Here is a 24,602-nt window from a genome sequence, read left to right on the forward strand (position 1 = left end):
ATGACTGACCGTTACTGTGTCTTTGGAAACCCGATTAAGCACTCTAAGTCGCCATTAATTCACGAAGAGTTTGCTAACCAAACTCAGCAACCTATGACCTATACCGCCGAACTTGCACCGGTGGAAGGTTTTGCCAGTGCTTGGCGAGAATTTGTGGCAACAGGAGGCCGTGGAGCGAACGTGACTGTACCGTTCAAAGGCGATGCCTTTGCGCTGTGTGATACCCTGAGCCACCGTGCCAAGCGTGCTCAGGCGGTGAATACGCTGATTGTCGGCGGCAATGGCCGTACCTACGGTGATACCACTGACGGTATTGGGCTAGTGCGTGACCTTGGTTACCATCATGTGCCCATTAAGGGTAAACGCGTGTTGGTGATCGGTGCCGGTGGTGCAGTGCGTGGCGTGCTAGAACCGCTGCTTGCCGAGCAACCTCGTGACGTTGTTATCGTCAATCGAACGGCGGAAAAAGCCGTCCAATTAGCAGACGCATTTGCCGACTTAGGTACCCTTCATGGCGGTGGGTTTGAGACGTTAGAAGGCCAGTTTGATTTGGTCATCAATGGCACTAGTGCCAGTCTTTCTGGTGATTTGCCGCCGTTACCGGATAACCTATTTAACCAAGGCGCTTGGGCCTACGACATGATGTATGGCTCGGAACCCACGGTGTTTTTACAGTGGGCAGGGCCACGTGGCGCTAAGCTGCTCGATGGCCTGGGTATGCTGGTCGAACAAGCCGCCGAATCTTTCTTCCTATGGCGTAACGTGCGGCCCGAAACTGCCTCGGTGCGCACACTATTAAGGCAATCGTTGAACGTCGCCAGTGACTAGCGATAGCGAGCATTTCCATACGCTCTGAAGTTAAGACAGCAAAAGGCAGCCATTGCGGCTGCCTTTTCGGTTAATGCTGGTTGCTCTCGTGTGTTTAGCGAGATTTGGTGTAAAAGCCAATCATGCACATAACAAGACCAACCACAGAGACCAGCATGCCGCCGTTGACCAGCAGCGGTGAGCGCTCAAGCCACGATACAAAGGGCTGCGGCGACTCGCTGCATGCACTTGCCAGGTAGTCCCAGTGTCCCCCGTCGAGCTGGCAGGCACGTACATCACCCAGCTCCCAGAAATAGACGCCGAGCAACACTAAAATCGGCAGGACAAGCAGCAATAAACCAAATCGAATCATTCAAACCTCAACATTAAGGTGCTTAAGGACGTGGGCAGTTGGGGGTGCGGCCGCTATTACGCGCCTGCTCGTAGCTTGCCATAGCGTTACTCATGTTAGCTTGAAGCCCTTCAATACGCTGGCCTTCGCTTGGGTGCGTCGACATCCAGGCAGGCGGAGCGCCACCGCCGGAGGCAGCCTGCATATTTTCCCAAACAGTAATGCTTTCCCGTGGGTCAAAACCGGCCTGGGCCATCAATTGGAGGCCGATAACGTCGGCTTCACTTTCATGGCGACGGGAGAATGGCAGCGCGATCCCGTATTCTGCTCCCATTCCCAGTACGCCCATTAGCTGTTGGCCACCAGGAGTTTGCATGCCTGAGGTGCTAGAAAGCACCGATAAACCAAGTGACGTGGCACTTTGGGTCGAGGCGCGTTCGTTGGCATGATTCGCAATGACGTGACCAATTTCATGGCCGACAACCGAGGCTAGCTGGTTTTGGTTGGTGGCGATATCTAGCATGCCCGTGTTCACGCCCATGTAGCCACCAGGCAGGGCAAAGGCGTTGGGCTGTTCAGATTCAAAGACACGGATTTGCCAATCAAGATTACGCTGCTCGGCTGGCAATACCTCTACGATGGCATCCGTAATGCACTGTACATAACGATGGCTTGCTTGGCCTGCGGTGGGAATATCTTGCTGATATTGCGCAAAGGCTTGCTGGCCCATTTGATTGAGCTGATCATCTGAAAGCAGTAGCAACTGAGAGCGACCGGTAGGTGACGTGGAGCATGCTACGACAGAAGCACACAGTGCAGTAACAGCCAAGGGACGAAGCCAGCGCATAAGCGGTTTCCTTATAGACGAGTAGGGATCTTTGCACACAAGATAACCACTGTCAGTGGTAAATCAACTCATATCATAACGCACTCTGAGGACAATCATGGATGCTGAATTGAGCCAACGCTTAACGCGGTTACTGGACCACGTAGAACATTGGTTGCCGCCTGCGCCGATCCAGGTAGATTGGAACAAGCATGTAGCGGCTATTTGGCAGCGTCATCCGTTAGGTGGTCGCTTGGTTCCCGTGCCACCGCGAGACACGATGACGCTGGATGATCTGTTAGGCATCGAGCGTCAAAAATTAGCGTTAGTCGATAATACTCGTGCATTTTTGCAGGGGTTACCCGCCAATCATGGTTTGCTGTGGGGGTCACGGGGCAGCGGGAAGTCATCGGTGATTCGTGCGCTGCTTAACTCATTGGCGAATGATGGGCTGCGCTTGATTCAAGTGGATCGCCACGATTTGGGTAGTCTGCCGATATTGGTAGAACAGCTGCGCGACACGCCGCATCGTTTCGTGGTGTATTGCGACGATCTTTCGTTTGAAGGCAATGACGATGCTTACAAGGCGCTAAAAAGCGTCTTAGACGGCGCATTAACGGGGCCGCCAGAAAACGTCTTGTTGTATGCCACTTCCAATCGCCGCCATTTATTGCCGGAATCTATGGACGATAATAGTGGTACGCGTCTTGTAGGTGAAGAGCTACATCACGGTGACGCTGTGGAGGAAAAAATCTCATTGTCGGATCGCTTCGGCTTATGGTTAGGCTTTCATCCTTTCAGCCAAGCGACTTACTTAGAGGTCTGTGAGCACTGGGTAGCTCGTATTGGTGATAAGCAGGATTGGAGTGATGCCGCACGGGCAGACGCGGTTCGTTTTGCAACGCTAAGAGGAGGCCGCAGTGGCCGAACGGCTTGGCAGTTTGCAGCCCAGTGGGTGGGCCGCAAACGGCTTCATGAAGAGGGAAGGCGTCGGACTTAACGCACAGGTGTTAACTGGCCGTCGGCGCCTACGTTCAGGCGAATGGTCGGTGTTAAAAGTCCCGCGGGTAATGTCATGCCCAGCCCACGTAGGTCTCCCGGTGTGATAGCAAGTTCACTGCCAGGCGGCAGTGAGCCTTGGGTGGCTAACTGACTGGCGAGTTCTAGCATGGGCATCATTCGCTGAGTGTCGGTCGTCAGGATGTCAAACGCTACCGGTAGACGTAACGTTGAGTCTTCCCCAGACGTTAGCGTCACATCCTCTTGATATTGACCTTGCACTGGATCGACTCCAGGCATATTTAGCATCCAGCGGAAACCAGACATCTCAACAGCGGGCATACCTGTGGGTAAGCCCAGGCCCATCGCTAAGGTGGCCTGAACGGGCAAGCTGCCAGCACCAAGGCTAGATGCAAGCAAACTTGTTAGGTCGCTGGTATCAAGTCCTGCTTGCACGCTATAAGGGCCAATACGCACCTCTTCAATGCCCAGCGATGTTACCGCCAAGCGAAAGGCAAATAAGCCTGTTTGGGGCAGAGCAAGGCAACCTGCTAGCAAGCTTGCCATCAGCAGTAAGAGCATGCCGCGCCCGCGTTTTATTGCGTAGTGCATTAATATCCCTCCTAGGAAGGGCAATATAGGTATGAGTGGCGATTGCCGAAAAACGCGGCTATTTGAGGGTTAGTGCGGATAGCTGTCAAGCAAATTTACTCGATAATGGGGGCCATCAACCAAAACGCCTGCTGATGAAGGTCAGCAGGCGTTTTGTAGATTAATGCGTTAGCATTAACGGCGGCTTTTACGTGCTTCTTTAGTACGGTTAAGCTCGCGTTTTTTGGCTTTCTCTTTATCGCTTGCCCCTGCCATGTGGTCAAACGGATTGCTACCCGAACGGAACTCAAAGCGCATTGGCGTCCCGCGAACTTTCAACACTTTACGGAAGGTGTTGGTTAGGTAGCGGCGATAGGCTTCCGGCAGTGATTCAGTCTGATTGCCATGTACTACGATGATGGGCGGATTGCTGCCACCTTGGTGCGCCATACGCAGTTTGATACGTCGGCCGTTAACCATGGGCGGCGGGTGCTGGCTGACCGCATCTTGAAGTAGGGTTGTCAATCGATTGGTCGACCAGTGGGCGTTCGCGGCATCGAAAGCTCGTTCGATCGAAGGATAAAGGTCACCCACCGCGGTGCCGTGTAGGGCAGAGATAAAATGCATCTCTGCATACTCAGCAAAGCCTAGGCGGCGCTTAATTTCTGCGCGCATTTTCTCTTTCGCATCGCTTTCCAGCCCATCCCACTTATTGATGGCCAGCACCAACGCGCGGCCAGTGGTCAGCACGTAATCAAGTAGATGGAGATCTTGCTCAACTAAACCGCTGCGTGCATCGAGTACCATCACTGCGACGTGACACTCTTTGATAGCATCAAGAGTTTTGATAATGGAAAACTTTTCTGCAATTTCGCGGACGTTTTTACGCCGCCGAATGCCTGCGGTATCAATCAATACGTAGGGCTTGCCACGACGCTCGAACGGGATTTCAATCGCATCGCGGGTAGTGCCCGCCTCATCGAATACAACAACGCGCTCTTCGCCCAACAGCCGATTAACCAATGTGGATTTGCCCACATTGGGACGGCCAATAACGCCTATACGAATACCTTTGGTGCCGGTATCCCCAGGAATGCTGGGGTCGCGTTCTGGAAACGGCTCCAACACTGTGTCAATGAGCAGTGAGACATTGCGGCCATGGGCAGCAGCAATCGGCCATGGGTCGCCAAGACCTAAGGTCCAGAAGTCGGCCATGGCCGAATGCTCTTCCAAACCATCGGTTTTGTTGACCACTAGCCAGGTTTTTTTCTGATTAACGCGCAGATGATTCGCAATGGCTTCATCGGCCACGTTAAGCCCCGCGCGAGCGTCTACCAGAAACAGTACAATATCGGCTTCATCAATCGCGGCTAGAGATTGCTCGGCCATTGCCGCATCAATCCCTTCTTCGTCACCGCTGATGCCGCCGGTATCAATCACCGTATACGCTTTGCCGCCTAGCATGCCGTTCCCGTATTTACGGTCACGGGTAAGGCCAGGAAAGTCCGCCACGAGCGCATCGCGTGAGCGGGTTAGGCGGTTAAACAACGTCGATTTGCCCACATTGGGCCGACCGACTAAAGCAATGACGGGTGTCATGGAGTTACTTCCAGGGTTTCCAGGCGACCATTATTGGCCTGGACATGAATGGTGCTGCCTTCAGTGGCAGGACGCACGCTGATGCCAGATTTGTGTACGCGCGTACGGCCTACTAACGTGCCTTCGCGGGCATCAAGTAGATGAACGTAGCCTTCAAAGTCACCGACGACCACACGGCCATCTGCAAACGCAGGTGCTGTTAACCAGCGGTCTTCCAAGTCATCGTTACGCCACACTTCCTGTCCGTTGTCGGCATTCAGGCCAACGACGTGGCTATCATCAGTGACCACTAGCAGAATGTTACCTACCAAAATAGGGGTATGGCGGCTAGATAAATTGCTTTCCCATAGAACGCCACCGCGTGTTGCTTCCAGTGCTACGACGTTACCGTTATAGCTAGTCACGAAGAGTCGACCATCGGGAGTTATTACCGGTTGACCGGCAAGATCAACCAACCTGTCGACGTCGCTACGTCCGCGGGGAGTGGCAATTTGCAAATCCCAAAGTGGCTGGCCATTGCGGTTGTCTAATGTTGCCAGTCGTCCGTTAGCAAAACCAACAAAGCTTACGGGATCAATGACCATTGGCGTGCCAGTACCGCGAAGCGTCAGAGAGGGCTGCGAGCTGGTGTATACCCAGCGCTCCTCGCCGCTGGAGCGATCAAGAGCGGTGATTTGTCCGTCAACGCTTTGTACAAGTAGTAGCTGTTGATTTGCTTGAGGTGCTGCTAGCACTTCACTGGAAACGCGTGAGCGCCAATTGACACTGCCGTCGCGCTGATCCAAGGAGATAACTTCTCCGTTGCGGGTGCCTAAATAGACCTGACCTGCAATAGCGTTCAGGGCGCTTGAAATAGGCGTATCCAGCTCGATTTCCCACTTGCGTTCGCCGTTATCTGCATTAAATGCGGCCACCAGCCCATCGGCATCCGCAGCAAATACGGTGTCGCCTTCACGAGCCGGAGCAATGGGGTAACGGGCACGACCCAGGCCATCGCCGACATTTCTGCTCCATACGCCATCAAGTGAGGACGTTTCTGAAAAGCTACGCAGTTCTTTAGGCGTATAAGCAGGTTCGCCTTTACTGGCGCAACCTGCTAGCAATGCTAATGCAACAGCACCGACGGTAATGCGCACAGACGGCTTTGAAAATAGCGATTTGGGAAGGCTAGTCATGATCATTGTGTCACCTCTTCGACGCCGAGATCGTCAAGCTTGAACTGTACGCCGTAAAGCGGCTGATTCTGGGCTTGGGCAAGTTCTAACGCGGTTTGCCAAGCGTCTCGCGCTTGTTCTGTTTGGTCTAACGCAGCGTAAGCGTCGCCCCGCACGTTAGCCTGCTGAGCTGCCAGGGCATCAGTAATCGACTGATCTAACAAACTCAGGGCTGCTTCTGGATTGTCGTTTGCAATCTCAATACGCGCTAATCTTAGCCATGCGAGACTTTGCACATAGCGGCGGGAAGAGTCGCTCGCCACGTTTTCAAGCGCACTTTTCGCAGCCTCAAGATCACCCTCTTGGACGGCTAAACGTGCTTCCAGCAGCTGTGCTAATTCTGCATAGAGGGTGTTGCCATGGTCACTGGTGATTTCATCAATGAGTTCACGAGCATTGGCTAACTGATCATCTGCCAAGGTGTTACCAGTGGTCATATTGACGAGTTGCTGATAACGCACGGAGGCGGCTTCTGCTTGGCCTTCTTGATAGTTTTGCCATGCATTCCAGCCAAGCACACCCGCTGCAGCAAGAACAGCCCCTGCTATGAGAGAGGTTCCGTTCTCTTTCCACCAGCGTTTAATTACCTCTAGCTGTTCTTCTTCGCTTCTCAGCTCCGCCACGGGCGGCCTCCTGTTCTTTAGCTCAGCCGCAAGGGCGGCTGGCGAGTGTTCGTCTGCCAGAGAGTAGGCAGTAAGGTTAGTGGGACACTAAGTTTTTCAGTGTCGCGGTGAGCTCAGCCTGAGATACGCGCAACTGTTCGCGATCATCACGCAGGAACTTGAGCGTTACGGCTTGCTCTGCCAGCTCGTCTTCGCCCAATAAAACTGCAACAGGCGCGTTGCTTTTGTCTGCTTTTTTCATACGGCTTTTAAAACTGCCGCCACCACAGTGCAGCTGCAGCCTAAGGGTGGGTAGCTCACTACGAAGCTTTTCAGCCAGTGTGAGAGCGGCAATGGTCGCGTTGTCATCCATCGGTAGCAGATAAACATCGCAGCCACCTAGCGCTTCTTCTGGCACCAGGTCTAATGTTTCCAACAGCAATATTAAGCGCTCGATACCCATGGCGAAACCAACGGCTGGCGTGGGCTTTCCGCCTAGTTGCTCAACTAATCCGTCGTAGCGGCCGCCTGCACATACCGTGCCTTGGCTGCCTAGGGCCGTGGTCGTCCACTCAAATACCGTACGGCAGTAGTAATCAAGACCGCGTACCAAGCGTGGGTTAACAATGTAGTCAATGCCTGCTGCATCCAGCATTGCTTTGAGTTGTTCAAAATGTGTCCGCGACTCATCATCCAAATGATCCATCAACTGCGGCGCACCGTTCAGCATTTCTGCCATCGCTGGATTCTTGGAATCCAAAATGCGCAGTGGGTTGCTTGTGAGGCGACGCTTTGAGTCGTCATCAAGAACATCGTGATGCTGTTCAAAGTAAGCGACGAGCTTATCGCGATAGGCCGCGCGCGCCTCTGTGGAGCCCAGGGAGTTAAGCTCTAGCGTCACGTGTTCCAGTAAGCCCAGCTCTTGCCATAGGCGTGCTGAAAGGAGAATGACTTCGGCATCGATATCCGGACCGTCAAAGCCGTATGTTTCAACGCCTACCTGATGAAATTGACGATAGCGGCCTTTTTGCGGACGCTCGTGGCGGAACATGGGGCCTTGATACCACAGCCGTTGCGTTTGGTTATGCAGCAAGCCATGTTCCATCGCTGCCCGTACGCAGCTGGCGGTACCTTCTGGCCGCAGCGTTAGGCTGTCGCCGTTGCGGTCATCGAACGTGTACATCTCTTTTTCGACAATATCGGTGACTTCACCAATAGAGCGAGCAAATAGCGCCGTTTGTTCAACAATGGGCGTACGGATTTCATCAAAGCCATAGCGATGCATGAGCTGACGCACCTTGGCTTCAAAAAATTGCCAGCGGGGACTTTCGCTGGGCAATAAATCATTCATACCACGTATAGCTTGAATTTTTTTTACGGCGGACTTGCTCAATGAAAACTCCTTGTATGGGAGACAACGCTGGGGCGGGAAAAAAAGTTATGCCCGCCTCCAGGTTGGGTGTCGCTTGCTCGGCTTTTTTAAACGCTGCGAGCAATCATGTCGTCTTCTTGCTGCTGTTTTTGGCGTACTTTCTCGCGGATCAGCTTTTCAAGGTCATCCACTAGGTGGTCATTACGTAGTTTGCTAGCAGGTTTGCCATCGATATAAACCAAGTTGGCAGGGGAGCCGCCGGTTAGGCCGATATCCGTTTCTTTCGCTTCGCCTGGGCCATTAACGACGCAACCAATCACCGATACGTCCAGAGGAGTCATGACGTCTTCAAGCCGCTCTTCTAGCTGATTCATGGTGCTGATAACATCAAAATTCTGCCGTGAGCAACTGGGGCAGGCAATAAAATTAATACCTTTGGCTCGCAGCCTCAGGCTTTTAAGCATGTCAAAGCCAACTTTAATTTCTTCTACCGGATCGGCGGCGAGCGATACGCGAATCGTGTCGCCAATGCCATCCATTAGCAGCATGCCAAGGCCAATCGATGACTTCACCGTACCCGAGCGCAGACCGCCTGCTTCCGTAATACCTAGATGGAGTGGCTGCTCAATACGAGTAGCTAGGTCGCGGTACGCTGCTACTGCCATAAATACATCTGAGGCCTTTACGCTGACTTTAAATTCCTGGAAGTCGAGACGATCAAGATAATCGATATGGCGCATGGCCGACTCTACTAACGCTGCGGGCGTAGGCTCGCCATACTTTTTCTGTAGGTCTTTTTCCAGCGACCCAGCATTAACGCCAATACGAATCGGTATGCCGTTATCGCGGGCAGCATTAACAACCGCACGTACGCGATCTTCGCGGCCAATATTACCTGGATTAATACGCAAGCAGTCCACACCTAGTTCAGCGACACGCAGGGCAATTTTATAATCAAAATGAATGTCTGCCACCAGCGGGACATCGACACGCTGCTTGATTTTGCCAAAGCTTTCAGCGGCGTCCATGTCGGGTACTGAGACGCGGACAATATCGGCTCCCGCTTTTTCCAACTGCTGAATTTGTGCCACGGTGGCATCGACGTCCAGCGTATTTGTGTTGGTCATGCTCTGAACGGCAATAGGTGCATCACCACCGACAGCAACGTTGCCAACGTGAATTTGACGAGAAAAACGGCGTTTGATCGGAGAAGGGGCGTGCATAAGACGGGTCACTCTCCCAAGGTAAAGCGGGCAACATTATTAGCACCGGCGCGCTGGACAAGGTTAACGTCCTCGTCTTCGTAGCGCAGTTCTACACCGGTGGCATTGCCGATAGTTAAACGAAAAGGCGGTTCGCCCTCAACACTTGCTGTGGTACCAGGCGTTTGCAGGCCAACGAACACTCGCTGGTTATTGGCATCAAAAATCTCAGTCCATGACTGCTCGTTAAACGTCAGTTCAAGCAGGTTAGGGTTTGTTGCTGGCGCTGTTTCGGCTGTGTTGTCTTCACTGTCAGTAGCAGCGTCCGCGTCCGCTTGTTCAGCAGTATCTGCCGAGGCCAACTCGTTGTCCTCCGCTACTTCGGAAGACGTAGACGACTCTGATGCAGACTCAATGGCAGCCGTCGCGGCGTTAGCCGCTCCCTCATCAATTCCACTGGTGGTGTTGGTTTGTTGTGCTGGTGCGCTGCTAGGAGGCTGAGGTGTAGCAACCGGCGTTTGCTCAGGTGTTACATTGTCATCTGGCGTACCAGCAGAGCCGCCCTCATCTTCCATAGAAGGAGTGCTTCCCATGCTAGGGGGTTCGCTGCCGCCACGGCTTTGCCACCACATCACCGTGACGGCAATCAAGGCCACAATCACTAGCAGGGTGACTAGCTTAAATAACCATGCGCCAATACGAGATGGTGGCCGGGTGACTGAAACTGGGGTCACCCGACGATCTGTCTCTGTATTCCCATGGTTAGCTTGGTAGGCCTCAAGTACTAGACGATCATCCATGCCTAGGTATTTTGCGTAAGCACGTAAATAGCCCCGGCGATAAGCGGCAACAGGAATTTCTTCATAGTTGTCCTGCTCTAATCCGTTAACAACTGCTGGGCGTAAATTCAGAGCCCGTGCGGCATCGGTAAGCGGTACGCCGAGTGCTTCGCGTTGGCGTGAGAGAAGCTCGCCGGGTGTGGCCGTTGGGCTAGAGGTCGTAACATTATCGTGTGATTGTGTATCGCTCATAGCTGAGCATCCTTCAATAATTAGGTGGTCAGGGCACCGTTAGTCAATATTCAATAAGCGTTGGTAGTTCGCAGCCGTAGCGTGATCACCACGGGCGTGGGCGATATCGATCGCCATTTCCAACGCGACTGGATCTTGCCCGGCCAGCTGCAAATAGCGCTGCAGCGGCTCCCAGGCTTGACCGTCATTGCCCTGTGAAACTTCAAGTTCGGCTAATAATAAATATCCACGCGGGCTACGTGGATCAATGCTCACAGCGCGCAACAGGCGTTTGCGTGCTTCCTCAATGTTATCGGCTGCCAAATAGCACTGCCCTAGGTTAGTAAATAGCTGGGCACGATTAGCATATTGGGCATCGCGAGATGCTATTTCTAACTGTTCGCAGGCGGCGTTGAACTGCCCCTGCTGATATAAAAACGCCGCGTAATTATTACGCGCACGTGTCAAAGAAGGTGCTGATTTAATCGCTTGCTGGAAATAGCGATTTGCGAGCTCATCTTCACGCTGCTGTTGATAGACCAGCGCAAGCGCCTGAAGTGCCTCGGCATTGCGTGGATTAATTTCAAGCGCACGATCAAGCGCGCTGAGCGCGCGGGCTAGATTGTTGCGTTCTAGGTAAGCAACCCCCAGTTGGGTATAAGCGTCTGCAGCGCCATCGTCAGCCTGAGAAGACGTGCTACCTGAAGTGGCACAGCCAGCTAACAACATGCTGCTTATTAGCACGCACAGCATGTGAACCCGGGATGGGTAACGTCGCCAGCGGTGACCGATCATGTACACCCTCTTGTAGTAACCGTCTTCAAAGAACCATATGTCAGTGACCATCAGTCGCGTCGTTATTCGATAAACTTGGCGCTTCTGGCGGTTTTGAACGTGTCCATCAAAGCGCCGCACTCGACGGAAGTCAAGATAACGGCGGTTTAGTCCGCATCAAGCTGAACAGACTGAATATAGCGCGCACTTCGCTTAGTGCGATCTTTCACCTTTCCTACCAGTTGGCCACAAGCAGCATCGATATCATCGCCCCGCGTGATGCGTACGGTGGCGTTATAGCCCAGGTCGTATAGCCATTGCTGAAAGCGCATCACTTGGTTGCGTGAGGGCTTTTCGTAGCCTGAATTAGGGAACGGGTTGAACGGTATTAGGTTGATTTTGCAGGGCAGCTCTTTTAACAGCGCCGCCAGTTGTTCGGCATGTTCCTGCTGATCATTCACATCTCTAATGAGCGTATATTCGATAGTCACCTGACGATTATCCGGGCATTTGGATAGGTAACGATGACAAGCATCCAGAAGCGCACGAATATTGTATTTACGGTTAATCGGTACTAGCTCGTTGCGTAGCTCATCGGTAGAGGCGTGCAACGAAATGGCTAAGCTCACGTCGATCTCATCGCCAAGCTTATCTATCATCGGCACAACGCCTGATGTGGAAAGCGTGACGCGGCGTTTGGAAAGTCCGTAGCCGTTGTCGTCGAGCATCAGCTTCATTGCTGGAACGACGTTATCGAAGTTGAGCAGCGGCTCACCCATGCCCATCATGACTACGTTAGTCACCGGGCGGTTGGCGGTATCGCGGCGAGGGCCTACGCTGCGTTGGGCGACCCACACTTGGCCGATAATTTCGGCGGCGGTCAGGTTGCGCTGAAAGCCTTGTTTGCCCGTTGAGCAAAAACTGCAGTCTAACGAGCAGCCTACCTGGGAAGAGACGCATAGCGTCCGGCGCTTGCCATTTTCCGCAGGAATCAGCACCGTTTCCACATAACTGCCATCTTCTACTTCCAGGACCCACTTGCGTGTGCCGTCGCTGGAAGTACCTTCATAGACGACGCCTGGGCCACGAATCTCAGCCAGCCGAGCTAGTTTTTCTCGCAGCGGTTTGGATAGATTCGTCATGGTAGCAAAATCATCACTACCTTCCTGGTGAATCCACTTCATTAGCTGGGCAGCGCGAAACTTCTTTTCGCCAATCGACAAAAAGAAGTCCTCCATCTGCTCGCGAGACATGCCCAGCAGGTTCTGGCGCTCTGGCGCGTTAGTGGCGGCAGGTTCGCTTTCGGTCGAGGAGAGAGAGGTAGGCGTATGTTGAGCTACAGTAGTGGTCATGGCGGTCAGCGTTCAGAGAAAAGGCGGGGGCATAGCCCCCGCGAAAATGGCCGGCAACGGATGTTGAATCGGCGGCACGCTTGATTTAGCGCGGGCAAATTTCGTCGTTACCGAAGAAGTAGCTAATTTCGCGCTCAGCGCTTTCCGGAGAATCAGAACCATGGACAGCGTTTGCGTCGATTGTTTCCGCAAAGTCAGCGCGGATAGTGCCGGGTGCCGCTTCTTTCGGGTTAGTAGCACCCATCAGGTCGCGGTTTTTAGCAATAGCGCCTTCGCCTTCTAGTACCTGAACAACAACCGGGCCAGAGGTCATGAAGCCAACCAGGTCTTTAAAGAAAGGACGCTCTTTATGTTCGGCGTAGAAACCGCCTGCTTTTTCTTCAGAAAGATGAACCATCTTCGCAGCAACAACTTTCAAGCCTGCTTTTTCAAAGCGAGAAATGATGTCGCCAATCGCATTTTTAGCAACGGCATCAGGCTTGATAATAGAAAGAGTACGTTCAATTGCCATGGTGGAATCTCCTTAAGAGGCATAAAGCAGAAGTGCCGCCCCGGAAAGCCGAGGCGGCGCAGGAAAAAAGAGTCGGCAGGGCTGTTGTGCATTACCGATTGCCGAGTGGCCGCGATTATAGCGCCTCAAGGGGGTGATGAATACCGGTGATGCAGCGCTAAACGCTTAGACCGTGAAGCTTTCGCCACAGCCACACTCATCTTTGACGTTGGGATTGTTGAAACGGAAAAAGCGATTCAGCCCTTCGCTTACGTAGTCCACTTCACTGCCGTTGAGTATTTCTAGCGCGTCTGGCGCGATATACACGCTGGCGCCGTGCTCTTCAAAGCGAATTTCGTCATCGCTGACGTCATCGGCAAAGTCGAGTACGTAGCTATAGCCTGAGCAGCCGCTAGGTTTTACAGAAACGCGCAGCCCAAGCCCCTGGCCACGCTCATCGAGAACGTGACGAATTTGCTGAGCAGCAGCGGGGGTAATGTTGAGAGTTGCCATCGGGCGTCCTCCTTCAAGAAGTCGGTAGGTTGATTGCCAGGTGTGGCATCAGCCGTTTAACGCGTTGAGCGTAGTCCGCTCAATGCGTGGCGCAGTAGTGTCAGCGCATGATCAATGTCGGCGTCAGTGGTGAAACGCCCAAAACTAAAACGTAGCGATGAGAGTGCAAGGGCGCGCGGTGTGCCGATTCCCAATAAAACGTAGGAAGGGTCGACGCTAGCAGAGTTACAAGCAGACCCGGTTGACACAGCAACATCGCGCAGCGCCATCAATAGAGATTCACCGTCTACCCCTTTAAATGCCAGGTTTAAAATATTGGGAACGGCATTTTCCGGCGGAGAGTTGGCGAAGACACCATCAACATCTTCTAGCCCTTTTAGGAAGCGCGCGTGTAGCTGGGCGATATGGGCTTGATCTTCCTGGTGATGGTGTTGCATTAGCGCAAACGCTTCACCCATGCCGGCAATTTGATGGGTCGGAAGTGTGCCAGAGCGCATGCCTCGCTCGTGGCCGCCACCATGAATAAGTGCTTCCACACGTATATCTGGATGGCGTTTGACGTAAAGTGCACCAACGCCTTTGGGGCCATAAACTTTATGTCCAGACAGCGACATTAGATCAATTTGTTGAGCCACTACATCTAACGGAATACGTCCTACAGCTTGGGCTGCATCGGTGTGAAAAACAGCCCCGAATTCATGGGCAACTTCTGCCAGCGCGGAAATATCATTAATGCTACCCAATTCGTTATTGACCGCCATTAATGACACGAGTGCCGTGTCGTCTCGCATGGCGGCACGCAGCTGTTCTGGAGTGGTACGCCCGTCTCGCCCAGGGGTTAGCCACGTCACTTCAAAACCTTCGCTTTCAAGGGCATTGGCAGTATCCACAACCGCTTTATGCTCAATGGTGGACGTTACCAGATGCATGCCGCGCTCACGATTGGCGCGCATGTAGCCGATCAGCGCTAAATTGTTGGCCTCCGTGGCACCGCTGGTCCAAACCACTTCTCGTGGGTCTGCGCTAATGGTATCGGCGACTTGACGGCGGGCCTGCTCCACCACCTGTTCCGCCTGCCAGCCGAGCATATGACTGCGCGAGGCAGGGTTGGCGAACAGCTGGTCAACGGTTAAGTAGCGCTGCATAACGTCAGCCACACGGGTGTCGACCGGCGTGGTCGCGGCATAGTCCAAATAAATCGGCAGCGAAGGGGAGGAGGTCATCGTCATAGAGTCCAACGTGCAGTGAAAGCCGTTAAGGGGATGAGGCGAGAATGCCAGCTTCTACGCGCTGCTTTTGCCGAGAGGCAATGCGTATAACATCGGGGCGCTGCATCAGTTGTGCAAGGCTGGTGTCATCAAGGAAATTACGAATCTGCCCTGATAGATCACACCACAGGTGATGGGTTAAGCAGGTGTCGCCTTGCTGGCAGTCTGAAAGCCCTTGGCAGCGTGTTGCATCCACGGTCTCATTAACAGCATCAATCACTTGGGAAACACTGATGTCTTCGGCTGGTTTAGCCAGCAAATAGCCGCCACCAGGTCCGCGCACGCTGCTAACTAGACCCGCTCGGCGCAGGCGTGCAAATAGTTGCTCAAGATAAGAGAGCGAAATTTCCTGACGCTGAGAAATATCCCCCAAGCTGGTCGGGCCTTGGGGGGTGTTAATCGCCAAATCGAGCATGGCGGTAACGGCGTAACGGCCTTTAGTGGTCAAGCGCATGACAGGCACCTCGACGCTGAACCTCAGCGCACTTACGGCAAATGTAACGCCATTATGGAAATCCTGAGTGCTTTGGTCAACTATTGCGAGATGTCGTTGAGTCAGCGGTTGAGTCAGTCGCTGAATCAGATGGCGAGTTAGCCGTTGAATCAGGAACGGTTTGCTGCGTACTGGCGACTACTGTCTCGGTCGCCTCGGCGTTGGCTTTTGGCTCGGAACTGTATTTGCCAACCCCTGGGCAGCCTGTATCATTTTCATCAAGAATGTCGGCGAAATCTTCATCTCGCAGAGCAGGGAGTTGACCGTCGCGATAGTTGGCATCTAATTGACGCAGTGTCGAACACATACGCTCAATGCGCTCATCCACGGCGTGCATGTGGTCAAGCATCGCCTGCATTGAACGGGCCACAGGGTCGGGCATATCCTGGCTGACACCATAAGCATCGAAGCCAAATTTTTGGCAAATCGCTTCGCGGCGAGCTGGGTCAACATCTAACGCTTCCTCCACATCGGGGTCGGCGCGTTTAACAATTTTGCCAGGAATGCCTACCACGGTAGCGCCGGATGGCACTTCTTTGGTGACCACGGCATTAGAGCCAATTTTAGCCCCCGCGCCTACGGTGAACGGGCCAAGGATCTTAGCGCCAGCGCCAACAATGACGCCATCTTCTAACGTAGGGTGACGCTTACCCTTATTCCAGCTGGTGCCACCTAAGGTAACGCCTTGATAAAGGGTCACGTTATCGCCGACTAACGCTGTTTCACCAATCACCACGCCCATGCCGTGATCAATAAAGAAACGACGGCCAATAGTGGCGCCTGGGTGAATCTCAATGCCGGTCAGCCAGCGGGAAAACGTCGATAGCGTTCGCGCCAACCATTTAAAATTTTTCTTCCATAGCCAGTGGCTGCAGCGGTGAAGCAGCAGGGCGTGCAGGCCGGGATAGTTGGTCAGCACCTCAAGAGAGTTACGTGCCGCTGGGTCGCGGTCGAATACGCTATTAATGTCTTCACGCAAGCGTTGAAACATGGGTGATCCTTGGGCGTTAAAGGGCGGCAATCATAAGTTCTTGGAATACGGTTCTTGGAATATGGTTCTTGGAATAATAGTTAGTGCAATTCAGCGCTCAAAAAAACGATGTTGGGGCGCACCGATACGACTTCAAGTTTCGGTTGCCCAAGCCGCAGCAGTGCTCAGCGCTATGGATGATGTTTGTCTGTCGCTTTTTCGGTTGCCGAAAGAATGCCACGTAGAATATTCATCTCCATTTTTTCAGGACGAGCACGTAGGTATAGGCGACGCAATCTCGCCATCAGTTGGCGCGGCTGTGCGGGGTCATGAAATTCAATGGCAATCAGCGTGCGCTCCAAGTGCTCAAAGTAGCGCTCTAGTTCGGCATGGGTAGCCAGCGCATCATTCTGCTCTTCAGCGGTGCTAGCGGTATCCTGTTGGCTTAGCCATGCCATACGGCACTCATAGGCAATTACCTGAACGGCGGCGGCCAGGTTTAGCGAGCTGAAATCTGCATTGGTGGGAATATGCACGTGGGCATGGCAGCGCTGCAGCTCGGCATTGGTTAAGCCGCTGTCCTCGCGGCCAAACACCAGCGCGACACGTGCATTGTCGGGCTGGCATTCGCTGGGCAAGCGCTCGGCCAGCTCGCGTGGGGAAATCATTGGCCAGGGCAGCGTGCGCGAACGAGCGCTAGCGCCCACGGCAAGCGTGCAATCAGCTACGGCGTCTTCAAGAGAGGTGTGAACGTTTGCCTGATGAAGAAGGTGGTCGGCTCCCGAAGCACGGGAAATGCTGTCTTGGGTAATCACCTCGCAGCGCGGCGCCACCAGGGCCAAATCGGCTAAGCCCATGTTGTGCATGGCGCGGGCGACGCCGCCAATATTACCAGGATGGCTAGTGCCAATAAGAACAATACGGATGCGCTCAAGCATAATGGGCTCGGTAATCAAGTGCGGAAAACGCGCAGTTTAGCATGAGTCGATAGCATGCCCGAGGGGGCTCTGTTAGAATTGCGCACCAAAGCAGTCCTGCCACTGCCTCCGTTCTTTAACATCACTGTGACAAGGCCCGATCATGAATCCTATGGTCCAATTTACGCTGCGCGCTGCGCGTGGCGCTGTTGAACACTTTTTACGTGTCCGTGAACGCATTGAAAATGCTCACGATGAATTTAACCTCGACCGTTTGCTAGAAGACACCGCTCGCAAAGCCGAGGCCACTATTGTTCAGCAGCTGCAGCGTGGGTACCCCCTGCACGGCTTCAGTGGCCGCTATACGCCCCATAAAGCGGGTGAAGGCGAAGGCGCTGATATCGTCTGGAAAATTGAACCAATGCACGGCTATTCCAATTTAGCAGTGGCAGGTAAGGGCTTTGCTCTCTCAGTGGTGTGTCTTGTGAAAGATCGCCCCGAACATGCAGTAATTATCTGTCCGTTTTCTGACGATGAGTACATCGCCAGCCGTGGCCGCGGTGCTCAGCACAACGATAAACGCATGCGTGTTAGTAAGCCTACCGCCATTAGTGGTACGCGGATAGCGATGAGCCTGCCAGAAACCTGGTTGCGCCCCAGCCATTTGCCAGCCTATCTGACCATTACTCAACAGTTAGCGCCCCAAGTAGAAGCCATGTTGGCATCTGGTAGCGGTTTGCTGGATATTTGCGAGCTCGCTTGTGGTCGTGTGGACAGTGTTTTTGTCCTGGGTCTTGAAGAGCAGGATATGCAGGTGGGAACGCTATTGCTGAAAGAAGCCGGTGCGTTGATGGGTACGCCTGACGGCAAGCCGACGGTGAATGCTGAGGGTCAACTGATGGCCGCTGGCCCGCGTCTATACAAAGCCTTGATTAAACAATTGGCACCGCATTTTTAAGCATTAAAAAGCGATGTTAAGCATTAAAAAGCGATGTTAAGCATTAAAAAGCGATGTTAAGCATTAAAAAGCGATGTAGTGAATAAGTGATGTAATTAAAAAGCCCCGCTGGTTTTTCGCCAGCGGGGCTTTTTTTGCGTGTCGGCACGATAGAGCGGCTGTTTAAGGCAGCTCTTCTTCCTCTTCATCCGTCTCTTTCTTGGTGGGGATTAGGTCTTCCCGTGAAAGCTTAAGCGGAATCAGTAACGCACCTGAGATATAAATTGATGAGAACGTACCCACCACGATGCCAATTAACAGTGCAATAGCGAAGTGTTCGATCATGTCGCCGCCTAATAGCAGCAGCGCCAGCAACACCAGCACCGTAGTACCAGAAGTGGCGAGCGTACGGGACAGTGTCGCATTGATCGCTTCGTTGAAGATTTGCGGCATATCATCAATGCGAGATGTGCGGATGGTCTCGCGGATACGGTCATAAACAACAATCGTATCGTTTAGCGAGTAGCCGATAACGGCCAAAATCGCTGCCAATACCGTTAGATCGAACTCAAGCTTGAACAACGCGAAGATGCCAACAACGATGATGACATCGTGAAGCAAGGCGAGTAGGGCACCAAGAGCAAACTTGTATTGAAAGCGAAAGGCAACGTAAAGCATCACCACGCCCAATGCCACTAGAAGGCCTAAGCCGCTCTGGTCGCGAAGTTGGTCGCCTACCTGCGCACCTACAAATTCGGCCCGTACAAGATTAACGCTATCGCCATTAGCACGTAGCAGACTGACAACGTCGTTACCGACATCTGCATCGAACGCTTGCTGAATGCGGATAAGTATTTCCGTTGATGCCCCAAACGTTTGCACCGACACATCTTGGAAACCACTGTCTTCTAGCAATTGGCGAATCGCGTCTAAGGAAGGGACTGCACCGTAGCGCACTTCCACCAGGGTGCCGCCGGTGAAGTCCAGTCCGAGATTTAGCTGCTGAAAAATAATCGCGCCAATTGAAATAATTAGCAGCACGGCCGAGACGACAAACGCAAGGTTGCGCCGCCCCATAAAGTCGATTTGCAGTTGTGATAGGGGTTTCATTACCACCTCTTAAATTCTGGGCTAAGCACGTGGTTCAGATCCATGCTTTTCAAATCTATGCCATTTAGATCCATGCGTTTAAATCCACAGCTTTTTGACGGGTTTGCTGCCATAGGTCAGGTTGACCATGGCGCGCGTTACCAGCAGTGCCGTGAACATGGATGTCAAAATGCCAATGGAGAGCGTAACGGCAAACCCTTTCACCGGGCCGGTACCAATCGAGAACAGAATCACCGCTACTAGCAGCGTGGTGATGTTGGCATCCACGATAGAGGTGAAGGCGCGCTCGTAGCCCGCATGGATTGCTTGCTGAATCGACAAACCGTTGCGTAATTCTTCGCGTATGCGCTCGAATATCAGCACGTTGGCATCAACTGCCATGCCTAGCGTAAGCACAATCCCGGCAATGCCTGGTAGCGTTAAGGTGGCTCCTAGCATCGACATAACAGCAACGAGCAGCGTTAAGTTCAGTGCCAGGGCGATGTTGGCAAATACACCAAAGACTTTATAGCGTACCAACATAAACAGAACGACCAGCAACAAGCCGATTTGTACCGATAGCAGGCCACGTTCAATGTTCTCGGCACCCAGGCTTGGCCCAATAGTACGTTCCTGGACAAAGTAGATAGGGGCGGCTAGTGAACCAGAGCGGAGCAGAAGGGCAAGCTCAGCAGCTTCAGTCGGTGAGTCTAAGCCGGTAATGCGGAAGCTGTTGCCCAGTGCACTTTGGATGGTAGCAAGGCTGATCAAGCCGCGTTCGACGTAGGGCTCGCGAATAATCGTTTCTTCGCCCGTTTCGGGGTCGATTTCTACTCTGTCTTCGCTTTTATGCTCAATGAACAATACCGCCATATTGCGACCGATGTTGGTGCGCGTGGCGCGGTTCATTAGCGTACCGCCGGTGCCGTCCAAGTTAATGTTGACCTGTGGACGACCATTTTCATCAAAGCTATTGCTGGCACTGGATACGCTATCACCGGTAATAATGACATCGCGCATCAGCTCTGCCGAGCGTGCTGGGTCGTTACGGAATTCTAGGCGCTCGGTTTCTGTTTCAGGCGTATCGTTGCGTGCTTCCAGACGAAACTCTAAGTTTGCCGTTGCACCCACAATGCGCTTTGCAGCCACGGTATCTTGAACGCCGGGCAGCTCAACCACGATTTGGCTAGGACCTTGGCGTTGAACCATCGGCTCAGCCACACCCAGCTCGTTAACGCGGTTACGTAGTGTGGTTAAGTTTTGATTGATCGCATAGTCCTGAATTTCGCTAACGGTTTGATCGCTGAGCGTCATGACTAGGCTAGAGGCACGGCCATCGCCTTCATTGCTATATTCAAAATTAGGAAAGTCGCGACTAATCAAGCGTCTGGCAGTATCGCGGTCTTCCGTGCTGCCAAAGTCAATTGAAAGTGTGCGCTCGTCGATGGTGGTGTTGCGATAGCGAATGCGCTCACCGCGTAGCAGTTCACGCATGGCGCTGGCATTCACTTCCAGACGCTGGGTAAGGGCGGCATCCATATCTACTTCGAGTAAGAAGTGCACGCCTCCACGTAAATCGAGGCCCAGTGTCATGGGAGATGCAGAAAAGGCTTGCAGCCAGCCAGGGGTGGCGTCAGCGAGGTTGAGTGCGACAGTACCGTCACTACCCAATACATTAGAGGCAATATCACGGGCGTCTAGCTGGTCATCATCGCTCTGCAGGCGAATTAGCCATTGGCCATTCGTTTCTTCAATAGCTTTAATGCCGATGTCGCTATTAATAAGCGCTTCTTCAACGCGGGATATTTGCCGTTCATCCAGCGAATCGCCCTGGGCATCACTAACCTGGATGGCGGGATCTGCGGGGAATAGATTGGGAAGCGAATAGATAAGGCCAACCACCAGGACGACCAGTATCAGCAGATACTTCCACAGGGGGTAACGGTTGAGCATGCAAGCCCTGCCTTCAATTACAAACGGAATTGCTGTGCACGGACAAACCGCGCACAGCAAAGTTCACCATCGTGGCTACCATGTCACCCCTGCCGGGGTGGCTGGCACTGGATCGGCAGGGGGGAGATGCAGGCGTTAGATGGACTTAATAGTGCCTTTAGGAAGTACGGCAGCAACGGCATTTTTCTGCACGTTAACTTCGGTGCCTTCAGAAACTTCCAGCGTTAGGAACTCATCATTAACTTTGGTAACACGACCAACAAGACCGCCACCGATGACGACTTCATCGCCTTTGGCCAAGCTAGTCACCAGCTGTTTGTGCTGCTTAGCGCGCTTTGCCTGGGGGCGCCACAGCAGGAAGTAAAAAATCAGCACAAAACCAACCAGCATAACAATTTGCGCGATGCCACCGCCGGCAGCGGCTTCTTGGGCATGGGCTGGTGAGATGAAGAAATCCAGCATTGCAGAGAACTCCTGGGTTAGAAAACTCAATGGGTGAACCGATTAAACCACCCGCCAATGGCGGATGGCGATTAATTCGCTAGGGGAGGCACTGGCAGGCCGCGCTGGGCATAAAAGCCTTCCACAAAGGTCGTCAATGTACCCGCTTCGATTGCCGCGCGCAAATCAGCCATTACCCGCTGGTAGTAGCGTAAGTTATGGATGGTATTGAGCATGGAACCCAGCATTTCGTTACAACGATCCAGGTGGTGCAAATAACCCCGTGAGAAATTCTTGCAGGTATAGCAGTCACACTCGGCATCAAGCGGTTGGGTATCGAAGCGGTGCTTGGCGTTACGGATCTTGACCGTACCCCCGGAGGTGAACAGGTGGCCGTTGCGCGCATTACGAGTAGGCATCACGCAATCGAACATGTCGACGCCGCGGCGCACGCCCTCTACCAAGTCTTCTGGTTTGCCAACGCCCATCAGGTAGCGAGGGGTGTCGTCCGGCATCCATGTCGGTAGATAATCAAGCACCTTGATCATCTCTTCTTTGGGTTCGCCTACCGACAGACCGCCAATGGCTAAGCCATCAAAGCCAATGTCGAGCAGCCCTTTTAGTGAGCGTTCGCGAAGTTCAGGGTGCATGCCGCCTTGAATAATACCGAACAGCGCTGAAGGCGAGTCACCATGAGCATCGCGTGAGCGTTTCGCCCAACGAAGTGAAAGCTCCATGGATTTTTCAGCTTCTTCAAAGGTGGCTGGGTACGGTGTGCACTCGTCGAAGATCATCACCACGTCAGAGCCCAACGAACGCTGCACAGCCATGGATTCTTCCGGCCCCATAAATACCTTGCTGCCATCGACTGGCGAACGGAAGTGAACGCCTTGCTCGGTAATTTTGCGCATTTCACCTAAGGAAAAAACCTGAAAACCGCCGGAGTCGGTCAGGATCGGTTTGTCCCATTGGGCAAAGTCATGCAAGTCGCCATGGGCTTCAATAACGTCGGTACCTGGGCGCAGCCAGAGGTGGAAGGTATTGCCGAGAATGATTTCTGCGCCAATCTCTTTCACGGAGTCAGGTGTCATGCCCTTCACCGTGCCGTAGGTACCCACCGGCATAAAGGCAGGGGTTTCGACGGTACCGCGGGGGAAGTGCAAGCGCCCCCGGCGCGCACGGCCATCGTCGGCTAGGCGCTCAAAGCGCATAAAGCATTCGTTTCGCATCTAAATAACTCGTCAATAATCGGTTAAGGCGCTGGGCGTATCGTGTCTAGCGGGTCAGCAGCATGGCATCGCCATAACTAAAGAACGCATAGCGCTCGTCAACTGCCGTGTGGTATGCCCGCATCATGTGGTCATAGCCTGCAAACGCAGAGACCAGCATCAGCAGGGTCGACTCGGGCAGGTGGAAGTTGGTAATTAGGGCATCCACACAGCGCCATTCATAGCCAGGATAGATAAAAATATCGGTGTCGCCGCTGTAGGGGGCGATCTGGCCGTCGCTACTTTTTAGGCAAGCACTTTCTAAGCAACGCACGCTGGTAGTACCGACAGCAATGACCCGTTTTCCAGCGGCTTGAGTGTCGCGAACTTGTTGACAGGCAGCCTCAGAAACCTCAATCCACTCGCTGTGCATATGGTGTTCGAGGATGTTGTCGACGCGCACTGGCTGAAAGGTGCCAGCGCCGACGTGCAAGGTTACAAAGGCACTGTTAATGCCTTTCTCTGCCAGGGCATCCAGCAACGGTTGGTCAAAGTGAAGCCCTGCGGTGGGTGCTGCTACTGCGCCGTCGCGGCGGGCATAAACGGTTTGATAGCGTTCCCGGTCACTCAGCTCATCGTCACGGGTGATATAGGGCGGCAATGGCATATGGCCGTGCTTTTCAAGCAGTGCAATCATTGGCGTGTCGCCTAAAAAGCGCAGCTCAAACAGCGCATCGCGGCGGCCTTCAACCACCGCATGAATGTCGCCTTCAAAGATCAGCTCGGTGCCGGGCTTGGGCGATTTGCTCGAACGGATATGCGCTAAACCACGGTGGCTATCCAACGGACGCTCCAGCAGCATTTCTACTTTACCGCCGCTAGCTTTGTGGCCGTGCAAGCGTGCTGGAATGACACGCGTATCATTGAATACCAGCAAGTCGCCGGGTTCGAGTAGCTCAAGTAAATCAGGAAATCGACGATGCTCGAGTGCGCCGCTTTGACCATCCACACATAGCAAACGGCAGTCGCTGCGCTGCTCAGAAGGGTAGCGAGCAATTAGCTCGTCGGGTAGCTCGAAATGAAAATCCGCGCGCTGCATGGAAATGGCTCTTATCAGTGGTCAAACAGGCGGCATAGGATAGCGCTTTAGATAGATAAAGTCAGTCAATGTGATTGACCTGTGAGGTTATCTACGTATAATGCGCAGCCATTGCCGGTGTGGCGGAATTGGTAGACGCAGCGGATTCAAAATCCGCCGCCTTTACGGGTGTGCCAGTTCGAGTCTGGCCACCGGCACCAAATTCAAGGGCTTAGCGATTTATCGCTAAGCCCTTTTTTGTGCCTGCTTTTTATGATCTCTTCGCATCTGGCCGCGCTTTTCGGCTGATTGCAATGCTCGCTACCGCGTTTCAGTGGTGACGATGCGTCTAATGCTCTGTTACCGCTATATAACCAGCCTTTTTCAGGGTTTGGCTAACACTTCTTTGTGGAATACTTAGGCCTATTTTTCTAATGCGCCTGATAAGCACAGTGTTCGTTCAGGCGTGTGGGCGATATACGCCAACCAGATATAAAAACGATTAGGCGCCAAGCGCCTGCGAACTTTCAGTGGAGAAGTGCTCA

General features: G+C 53.2%; 25 protein-coding genes and 1 tRNA gene. 4 read left to right on the forward strand and 22 right to left on the reverse strand.

Annotated features, from left to right (window positions below; genetic code table 11):
* Positions 1-828: a shikimate dehydrogenase gene (gene aroE, locus B6A39_RS03010; protein WP_083001206.1), complete on the forward strand. Its 828-nt coding sequence runs from the start codon at positions 1-3 to the stop codon at positions 826-828.
* 94 nt (positions 829-922) lie between these two features.
* On the opposite strand, the gene B6A39_RS03015 is transcribed toward aroE, so the two are convergent.
* Positions 923-1,180, reverse strand: coding sequence for a hypothetical protein (locus tag B6A39_RS03015; protein ID WP_009722105.1), 258 nt, complete (start codon positions 1,178-1,180; stop codon positions 923-925).
* A 22-nt stretch (positions 1,181-1,202) separates the two neighbouring features.
* On the reverse strand, positions 1,203-2,006 hold the full coding sequence (locus B6A39_RS03020; RefSeq protein ID WP_083001208.1) for a M48 family metallopeptidase: 804 nt from the start codon (positions 2,004-2,006) through the stop codon (positions 1,203-1,205).
* 97 nt (positions 2,007-2,103) lie between these two features.
* On the opposite strand from B6A39_RS03020, the gene B6A39_RS03025 reads away from it, so the two are divergent.
* Positions 2,104-2,985 carry an ATP-binding protein gene (locus B6A39_RS03025; protein WP_083001210.1) on the forward strand — a complete coding sequence of 294 codons (882 nt, stop codon included), beginning with the start codon at positions 2,104-2,106 and terminating at the stop codon, positions 2,983-2,985.
* Here B6A39_RS03025 and B6A39_RS03030 read toward each other — a convergent pair.
* The 15 genes from B6A39_RS03030 to trmJ all read right to left on the reverse strand — a co-directional run bounded on the left by B6A39_RS03030 (position 2,982) and on the right by trmJ (position 17,372).
* Positions 2,982-3,596: a hypothetical protein gene (locus B6A39_RS03030; RefSeq protein ID WP_083001212.1), complete on the reverse strand. Its 615-nt coding sequence runs from the start codon at positions 3,594-3,596 to the stop codon at positions 2,982-2,984. The two genes, B6A39_RS03025 and B6A39_RS03030, sit on opposite strands and share 4 nt — an antisense overlap.
* Positions 3,597-3,770: 174 nt before the next feature.
* Positions 3,771-5,174, reverse strand: coding sequence for a ribosome biogenesis GTPase Der (gene der / locus B6A39_RS03035; RefSeq protein ID WP_083001221.1), 1,404 nt, complete (start codon positions 5,172-5,174; stop codon positions 3,771-3,773).
* The gene (bamB, locus tag B6A39_RS03040) at positions 5,171-6,355 is read right to left on the reverse strand and encodes an outer membrane protein assembly factor BamB (protein WP_083001223.1); all 1,185 of its coding nucleotides are present in this window, start codon (positions 6,353-6,355) and stop codon (positions 5,171-5,173) included. The genes der and bamB overlap by 4 nt, the downstream gene beginning before the upstream one ends.
* The gene (locus tag B6A39_RS03045) at positions 6,352-7,011 is read right to left on the reverse strand and encodes a YfgM family protein (RefSeq protein WP_083001225.1); all 660 of its coding nucleotides are present in this window, start codon (positions 7,009-7,011) and stop codon (positions 6,352-6,354) included. The genes bamB and B6A39_RS03045 overlap by 4 nt, the downstream gene beginning before the upstream one ends.
* A gap of 76 nt (positions 7,012-7,087) precedes the next feature.
* Positions 7,088-8,383, reverse strand: coding sequence for a histidine--tRNA ligase (gene hisS / locus B6A39_RS03050; protein WP_083001227.1), 1,296 nt, complete (start codon positions 8,381-8,383; stop codon positions 7,088-7,090).
* An 86-nt stretch (positions 8,384-8,469) separates the two neighbouring features.
* The gene (ispG, locus tag B6A39_RS03055) at positions 8,470-9,585 is read right to left on the reverse strand and encodes a flavodoxin-dependent (E)-4-hydroxy-3-methylbut-2-enyl-diphosphate synthase (RefSeq protein ID WP_030069523.1); all 1,116 of its coding nucleotides are present in this window, start codon (positions 9,583-9,585) and stop codon (positions 8,470-8,472) included.
* Positions 9,586-9,593: 8 nt separating this feature from the next.
* Positions 9,594-10,595: a RodZ domain-containing protein gene (locus tag B6A39_RS03060; protein ID WP_083001229.1), complete on the reverse strand. Its 1,002-nt coding sequence runs from the start codon at positions 10,593-10,595 to the stop codon at positions 9,594-9,596.
* Between the two features lie 39 nt (positions 10,596-10,634).
* Positions 10,635-11,369: a type IV pilus biogenesis/stability protein PilW gene (pilW, locus tag B6A39_RS03065; protein WP_083001231.1), complete on the reverse strand. Its 735-nt coding sequence runs from the start codon at positions 11,367-11,369 to the stop codon at positions 10,635-10,637.
* Between the two features lie 146 nt (positions 11,370-11,515).
* A complete protein-coding gene (gene rlmN, locus B6A39_RS03070) occupies positions 11,516-12,700 on the reverse strand; it encodes a 23S rRNA (adenine(2503)-C(2))-methyltransferase RlmN (protein ID WP_083001233.1) in 1,185 nt (394 codons plus the stop codon).
* Positions 12,701-12,785: 85 nt separating this feature from the next.
* Entirely contained in the window at positions 12,786-13,211 is a 426-nt protein-coding gene (gene ndk / locus B6A39_RS03075; RefSeq protein ID WP_038481458.1) for a nucleoside-diphosphate kinase, read from the reverse strand.
* Between the two features lie 165 nt (positions 13,212-13,376).
* Complete coding sequence (locus B6A39_RS03080) at positions 13,377-13,703, reverse strand: HesB/IscA family protein (RefSeq protein WP_038481461.1); 327 nt, start codon at positions 13,701-13,703, stop codon at positions 13,377-13,379.
* Positions 13,704-13,759: 56 nt separating this feature from the next.
* Complete coding sequence (locus tag B6A39_RS03085) at positions 13,760-14,926, reverse strand: aminotransferase class V-fold PLP-dependent enzyme (RefSeq protein ID WP_083001235.1); 1,167 nt, start codon at positions 14,924-14,926, stop codon at positions 13,760-13,762.
* 31 nt (positions 14,927-14,957) lie between these two features.
* On the reverse strand, positions 14,958-15,425 hold the full coding sequence (gene iscR / locus B6A39_RS03090) for a Fe-S cluster assembly transcriptional regulator IscR (protein ID WP_038481467.1): 468 nt from the start codon (positions 15,423-15,425) through the stop codon (positions 14,958-14,960).
* Positions 15,426-15,501: 76 nt separating this feature from the next.
* Complete coding sequence (gene cysE / locus B6A39_RS03095) at positions 15,502-16,455, reverse strand: serine O-acetyltransferase (RefSeq protein WP_083001248.1); 954 nt, start codon at positions 16,453-16,455, stop codon at positions 15,502-15,504.
* Positions 16,456-16,625: 170 nt separating this feature from the next.
* Complete coding sequence (trmJ, locus tag B6A39_RS03100; protein ID WP_083001250.1) at positions 16,626-17,372, reverse strand: tRNA (cytosine(32)/uridine(32)-2'-O)-methyltransferase TrmJ; 747 nt, start codon at positions 17,370-17,372, stop codon at positions 16,626-16,628.
* A gap of 142 nt (positions 17,373-17,514) precedes the next feature.
* Between trmJ and B6A39_RS03105 the strand changes: the two genes are divergently transcribed.
* On the forward strand, positions 17,515-18,309 hold the full coding sequence (locus B6A39_RS03105; protein WP_038481476.1) for an inositol monophosphatase family protein: 795 nt from the start codon (positions 17,515-17,517) through the stop codon (positions 18,307-18,309).
* Positions 18,310-18,471: 162 nt separating this feature from the next.
* Here the strand turns inward: B6A39_RS03105 and secF are convergent, their stop codons facing one another.
* From secF to queA, 5 genes are all read right to left on the reverse strand, one after another.
* Complete coding sequence (gene secF / locus B6A39_RS03110; RefSeq protein WP_083001253.1) at positions 18,472-19,398, reverse strand: protein translocase subunit SecF; 927 nt, start codon at positions 19,396-19,398, stop codon at positions 18,472-18,474.
* A gap of 78 nt (positions 19,399-19,476) precedes the next feature.
* Entirely contained in the window at positions 19,477-21,330 is a 1,854-nt protein-coding gene (gene secD / locus B6A39_RS03115; RefSeq protein WP_083001256.1) for a protein translocase subunit SecD, read from the reverse strand.
* 135 nt (positions 21,331-21,465) lie between these two features.
* Positions 21,466-21,792 (reverse strand): preprotein translocase subunit YajC, encoded by a 327-nt coding sequence (yajC, locus tag B6A39_RS03120; RefSeq protein WP_083001259.1) that lies wholly within the window; start codon positions 21,790-21,792, stop codon positions 21,466-21,468.
* 71 nt (positions 21,793-21,863) lie between these two features.
* Positions 21,864-22,982, reverse strand: a complete 1,119-nt coding sequence (gene tgt, locus B6A39_RS03125) for a tRNA guanosine(34) transglycosylase Tgt (protein WP_083001261.1) — start codon at positions 22,980-22,982, stop codon at positions 21,864-21,866.
* A 64-nt stretch (positions 22,983-23,046) separates the two neighbouring features.
* Complete coding sequence (queA, locus tag B6A39_RS03130; RefSeq protein WP_083001264.1) at positions 23,047-24,078, reverse strand: tRNA preQ1(34) S-adenosylmethionine ribosyltransferase-isomerase QueA; 1,032 nt, start codon at positions 24,076-24,078, stop codon at positions 23,047-23,049.
* 113 nt (positions 24,079-24,191) lie between these two features.
* On the opposite strand from queA, the gene B6A39_RS03135 reads away from it, so the two are divergent.
* A tRNA-Leu gene (locus tag B6A39_RS03135) sits at positions 24,192-24,278 on the forward strand.
* Positions 24,279-24,602 lie beyond the last annotated feature (324 nt).

Source organism: Halomonas sp. GT, assembly GCF_002082565.1.
In the GTDB taxonomy this organism is placed as follows: domain Bacteria; phylum Pseudomonadota; class Gammaproteobacteria; order Pseudomonadales; family Halomonadaceae; genus Vreelandella.

What these genes read in the sequence shown, in the direction of transcription:
- aroE (WP_083001206.1), top strand. Translation starts at nt 1, where the DNA reads ATGACTGACCGTTACTGTGTCTTTGGAAACCCGATTAAGCACTCTAAG.
- B6A39_RS03015 (WP_009722105.1), bottom strand. Translation starts at nt 1,180, where the DNA reads ATGATTCGATTTGGTTTATTGCTGCTTGTCCTGCCGATTTTAGTGTTG.
- B6A39_RS03020 (WP_083001208.1), bottom strand. Translation starts at nt 2,006, where the DNA reads ATGCGCTGGCTTCGTCCCTTGGCTGTTACTGCACTGTGTGCTTCTGTC.
- B6A39_RS03025 (WP_083001210.1), top strand. Translation starts at nt 2,104, where the DNA reads ATGGATGCTGAATTGAGCCAACGCTTAACGCGGTTACTGGACCACGTA.
- B6A39_RS03030 (WP_083001212.1), bottom strand. Translation starts at nt 3,596, where the DNA reads ATGCACTACGCAATAAAACGCGGGCGCGGCATGCTCTTACTGCTGATG.
- der (WP_083001221.1), bottom strand. Translation starts at nt 5,174, where the DNA reads ATGACACCCGTCATTGCTTTAGTCGGTCGGCCCAATGTGGGCAAATCG.
- bamB (WP_083001223.1), bottom strand. Translation starts at nt 6,355, where the DNA reads ATGATCATGACTAGCCTTCCCAAATCGCTATTTTCAAAGCCGTCTGTG.
- ispG (WP_030069523.1), bottom strand. Translation starts at nt 9,585, where the DNA reads ATGCACGCCCCTTCTCCGATCAAACGCCGTTTTTCTCGTCAAATTCAC.
- B6A39_RS03060 (WP_083001229.1), bottom strand. Translation starts at nt 10,595, where the DNA reads ATGAGCGATACACAATCACACGATAATGTTACGACCTCTAGCCCAACG.
- pilW (WP_083001231.1), bottom strand. Translation starts at nt 11,369, where the DNA reads ATGATCGGTCACCGCTGGCGACGTTACCCATCCCGGGTTCACATGCTG.
- rlmN (WP_083001233.1), bottom strand. Translation starts at nt 12,700, where the DNA reads ATGACCACTACTGTAGCTCAACATACGCCTACCTCTCTCTCCTCGACC.
- ndk (WP_038481458.1), bottom strand. Translation starts at nt 13,211, where the DNA reads ATGGCAATTGAACGTACTCTTTCTATTATCAAGCCTGATGCCGTTGCT.
- B6A39_RS03080 (WP_038481461.1), bottom strand. Translation starts at nt 13,703, where the DNA reads ATGGCAACTCTCAACATTACCCCCGCTGCTGCTCAGCAAATTCGTCAC.
- B6A39_RS03085 (WP_083001235.1), bottom strand. Translation starts at nt 14,926, where the DNA reads ATGACCTCCTCCCCTTCGCTGCCGATTTATTTGGACTATGCCGCGACC.
- iscR (WP_038481467.1), bottom strand. Translation starts at nt 15,425, where the DNA reads ATGCGCTTGACCACTAAAGGCCGTTACGCCGTTACCGCCATGCTCGAT.
- cysE (WP_083001248.1), bottom strand. Translation starts at nt 16,455, where the DNA reads ATGTTTCAACGCTTGCGTGAAGACATTAATAGCGTATTCGACCGCGAC.
- trmJ (WP_083001250.1), bottom strand. Translation starts at nt 17,372, where the DNA reads ATGCTTGAGCGCATCCGTATTGTTCTTATTGGCACTAGCCATCCTGGT.
- B6A39_RS03105 (WP_038481476.1), top strand. Translation starts at nt 17,515, where the DNA reads ATGAATCCTATGGTCCAATTTACGCTGCGCGCTGCGCGTGGCGCTGTT.
- secF (WP_083001253.1), bottom strand. Translation starts at nt 19,398, where the DNA reads ATGAAACCCCTATCACAACTGCAAATCGACTTTATGGGGCGGCGCAAC.
- secD (WP_083001256.1), bottom strand. Translation starts at nt 21,330, where the DNA reads ATGCTCAACCGTTACCCCCTGTGGAAGTATCTGCTGATACTGGTCGTC.
- yajC (WP_083001259.1), bottom strand. Translation starts at nt 21,792, where the DNA reads ATGCTGGATTTCTTCATCTCACCAGCCCATGCCCAAGAAGCCGCTGCC.
- tgt (WP_083001261.1), bottom strand. Translation starts at nt 22,982, where the DNA reads ATGCGCTTTGAGCGCCTAGCCGACGATGGCCGTGCGCGCCGGGGGCGC.
- queA (WP_083001264.1), bottom strand. Translation starts at nt 24,078, where the DNA reads ATGCAGCGCGCGGATTTTCATTTCGAGCTACCCGACGAGCTAATTGCT.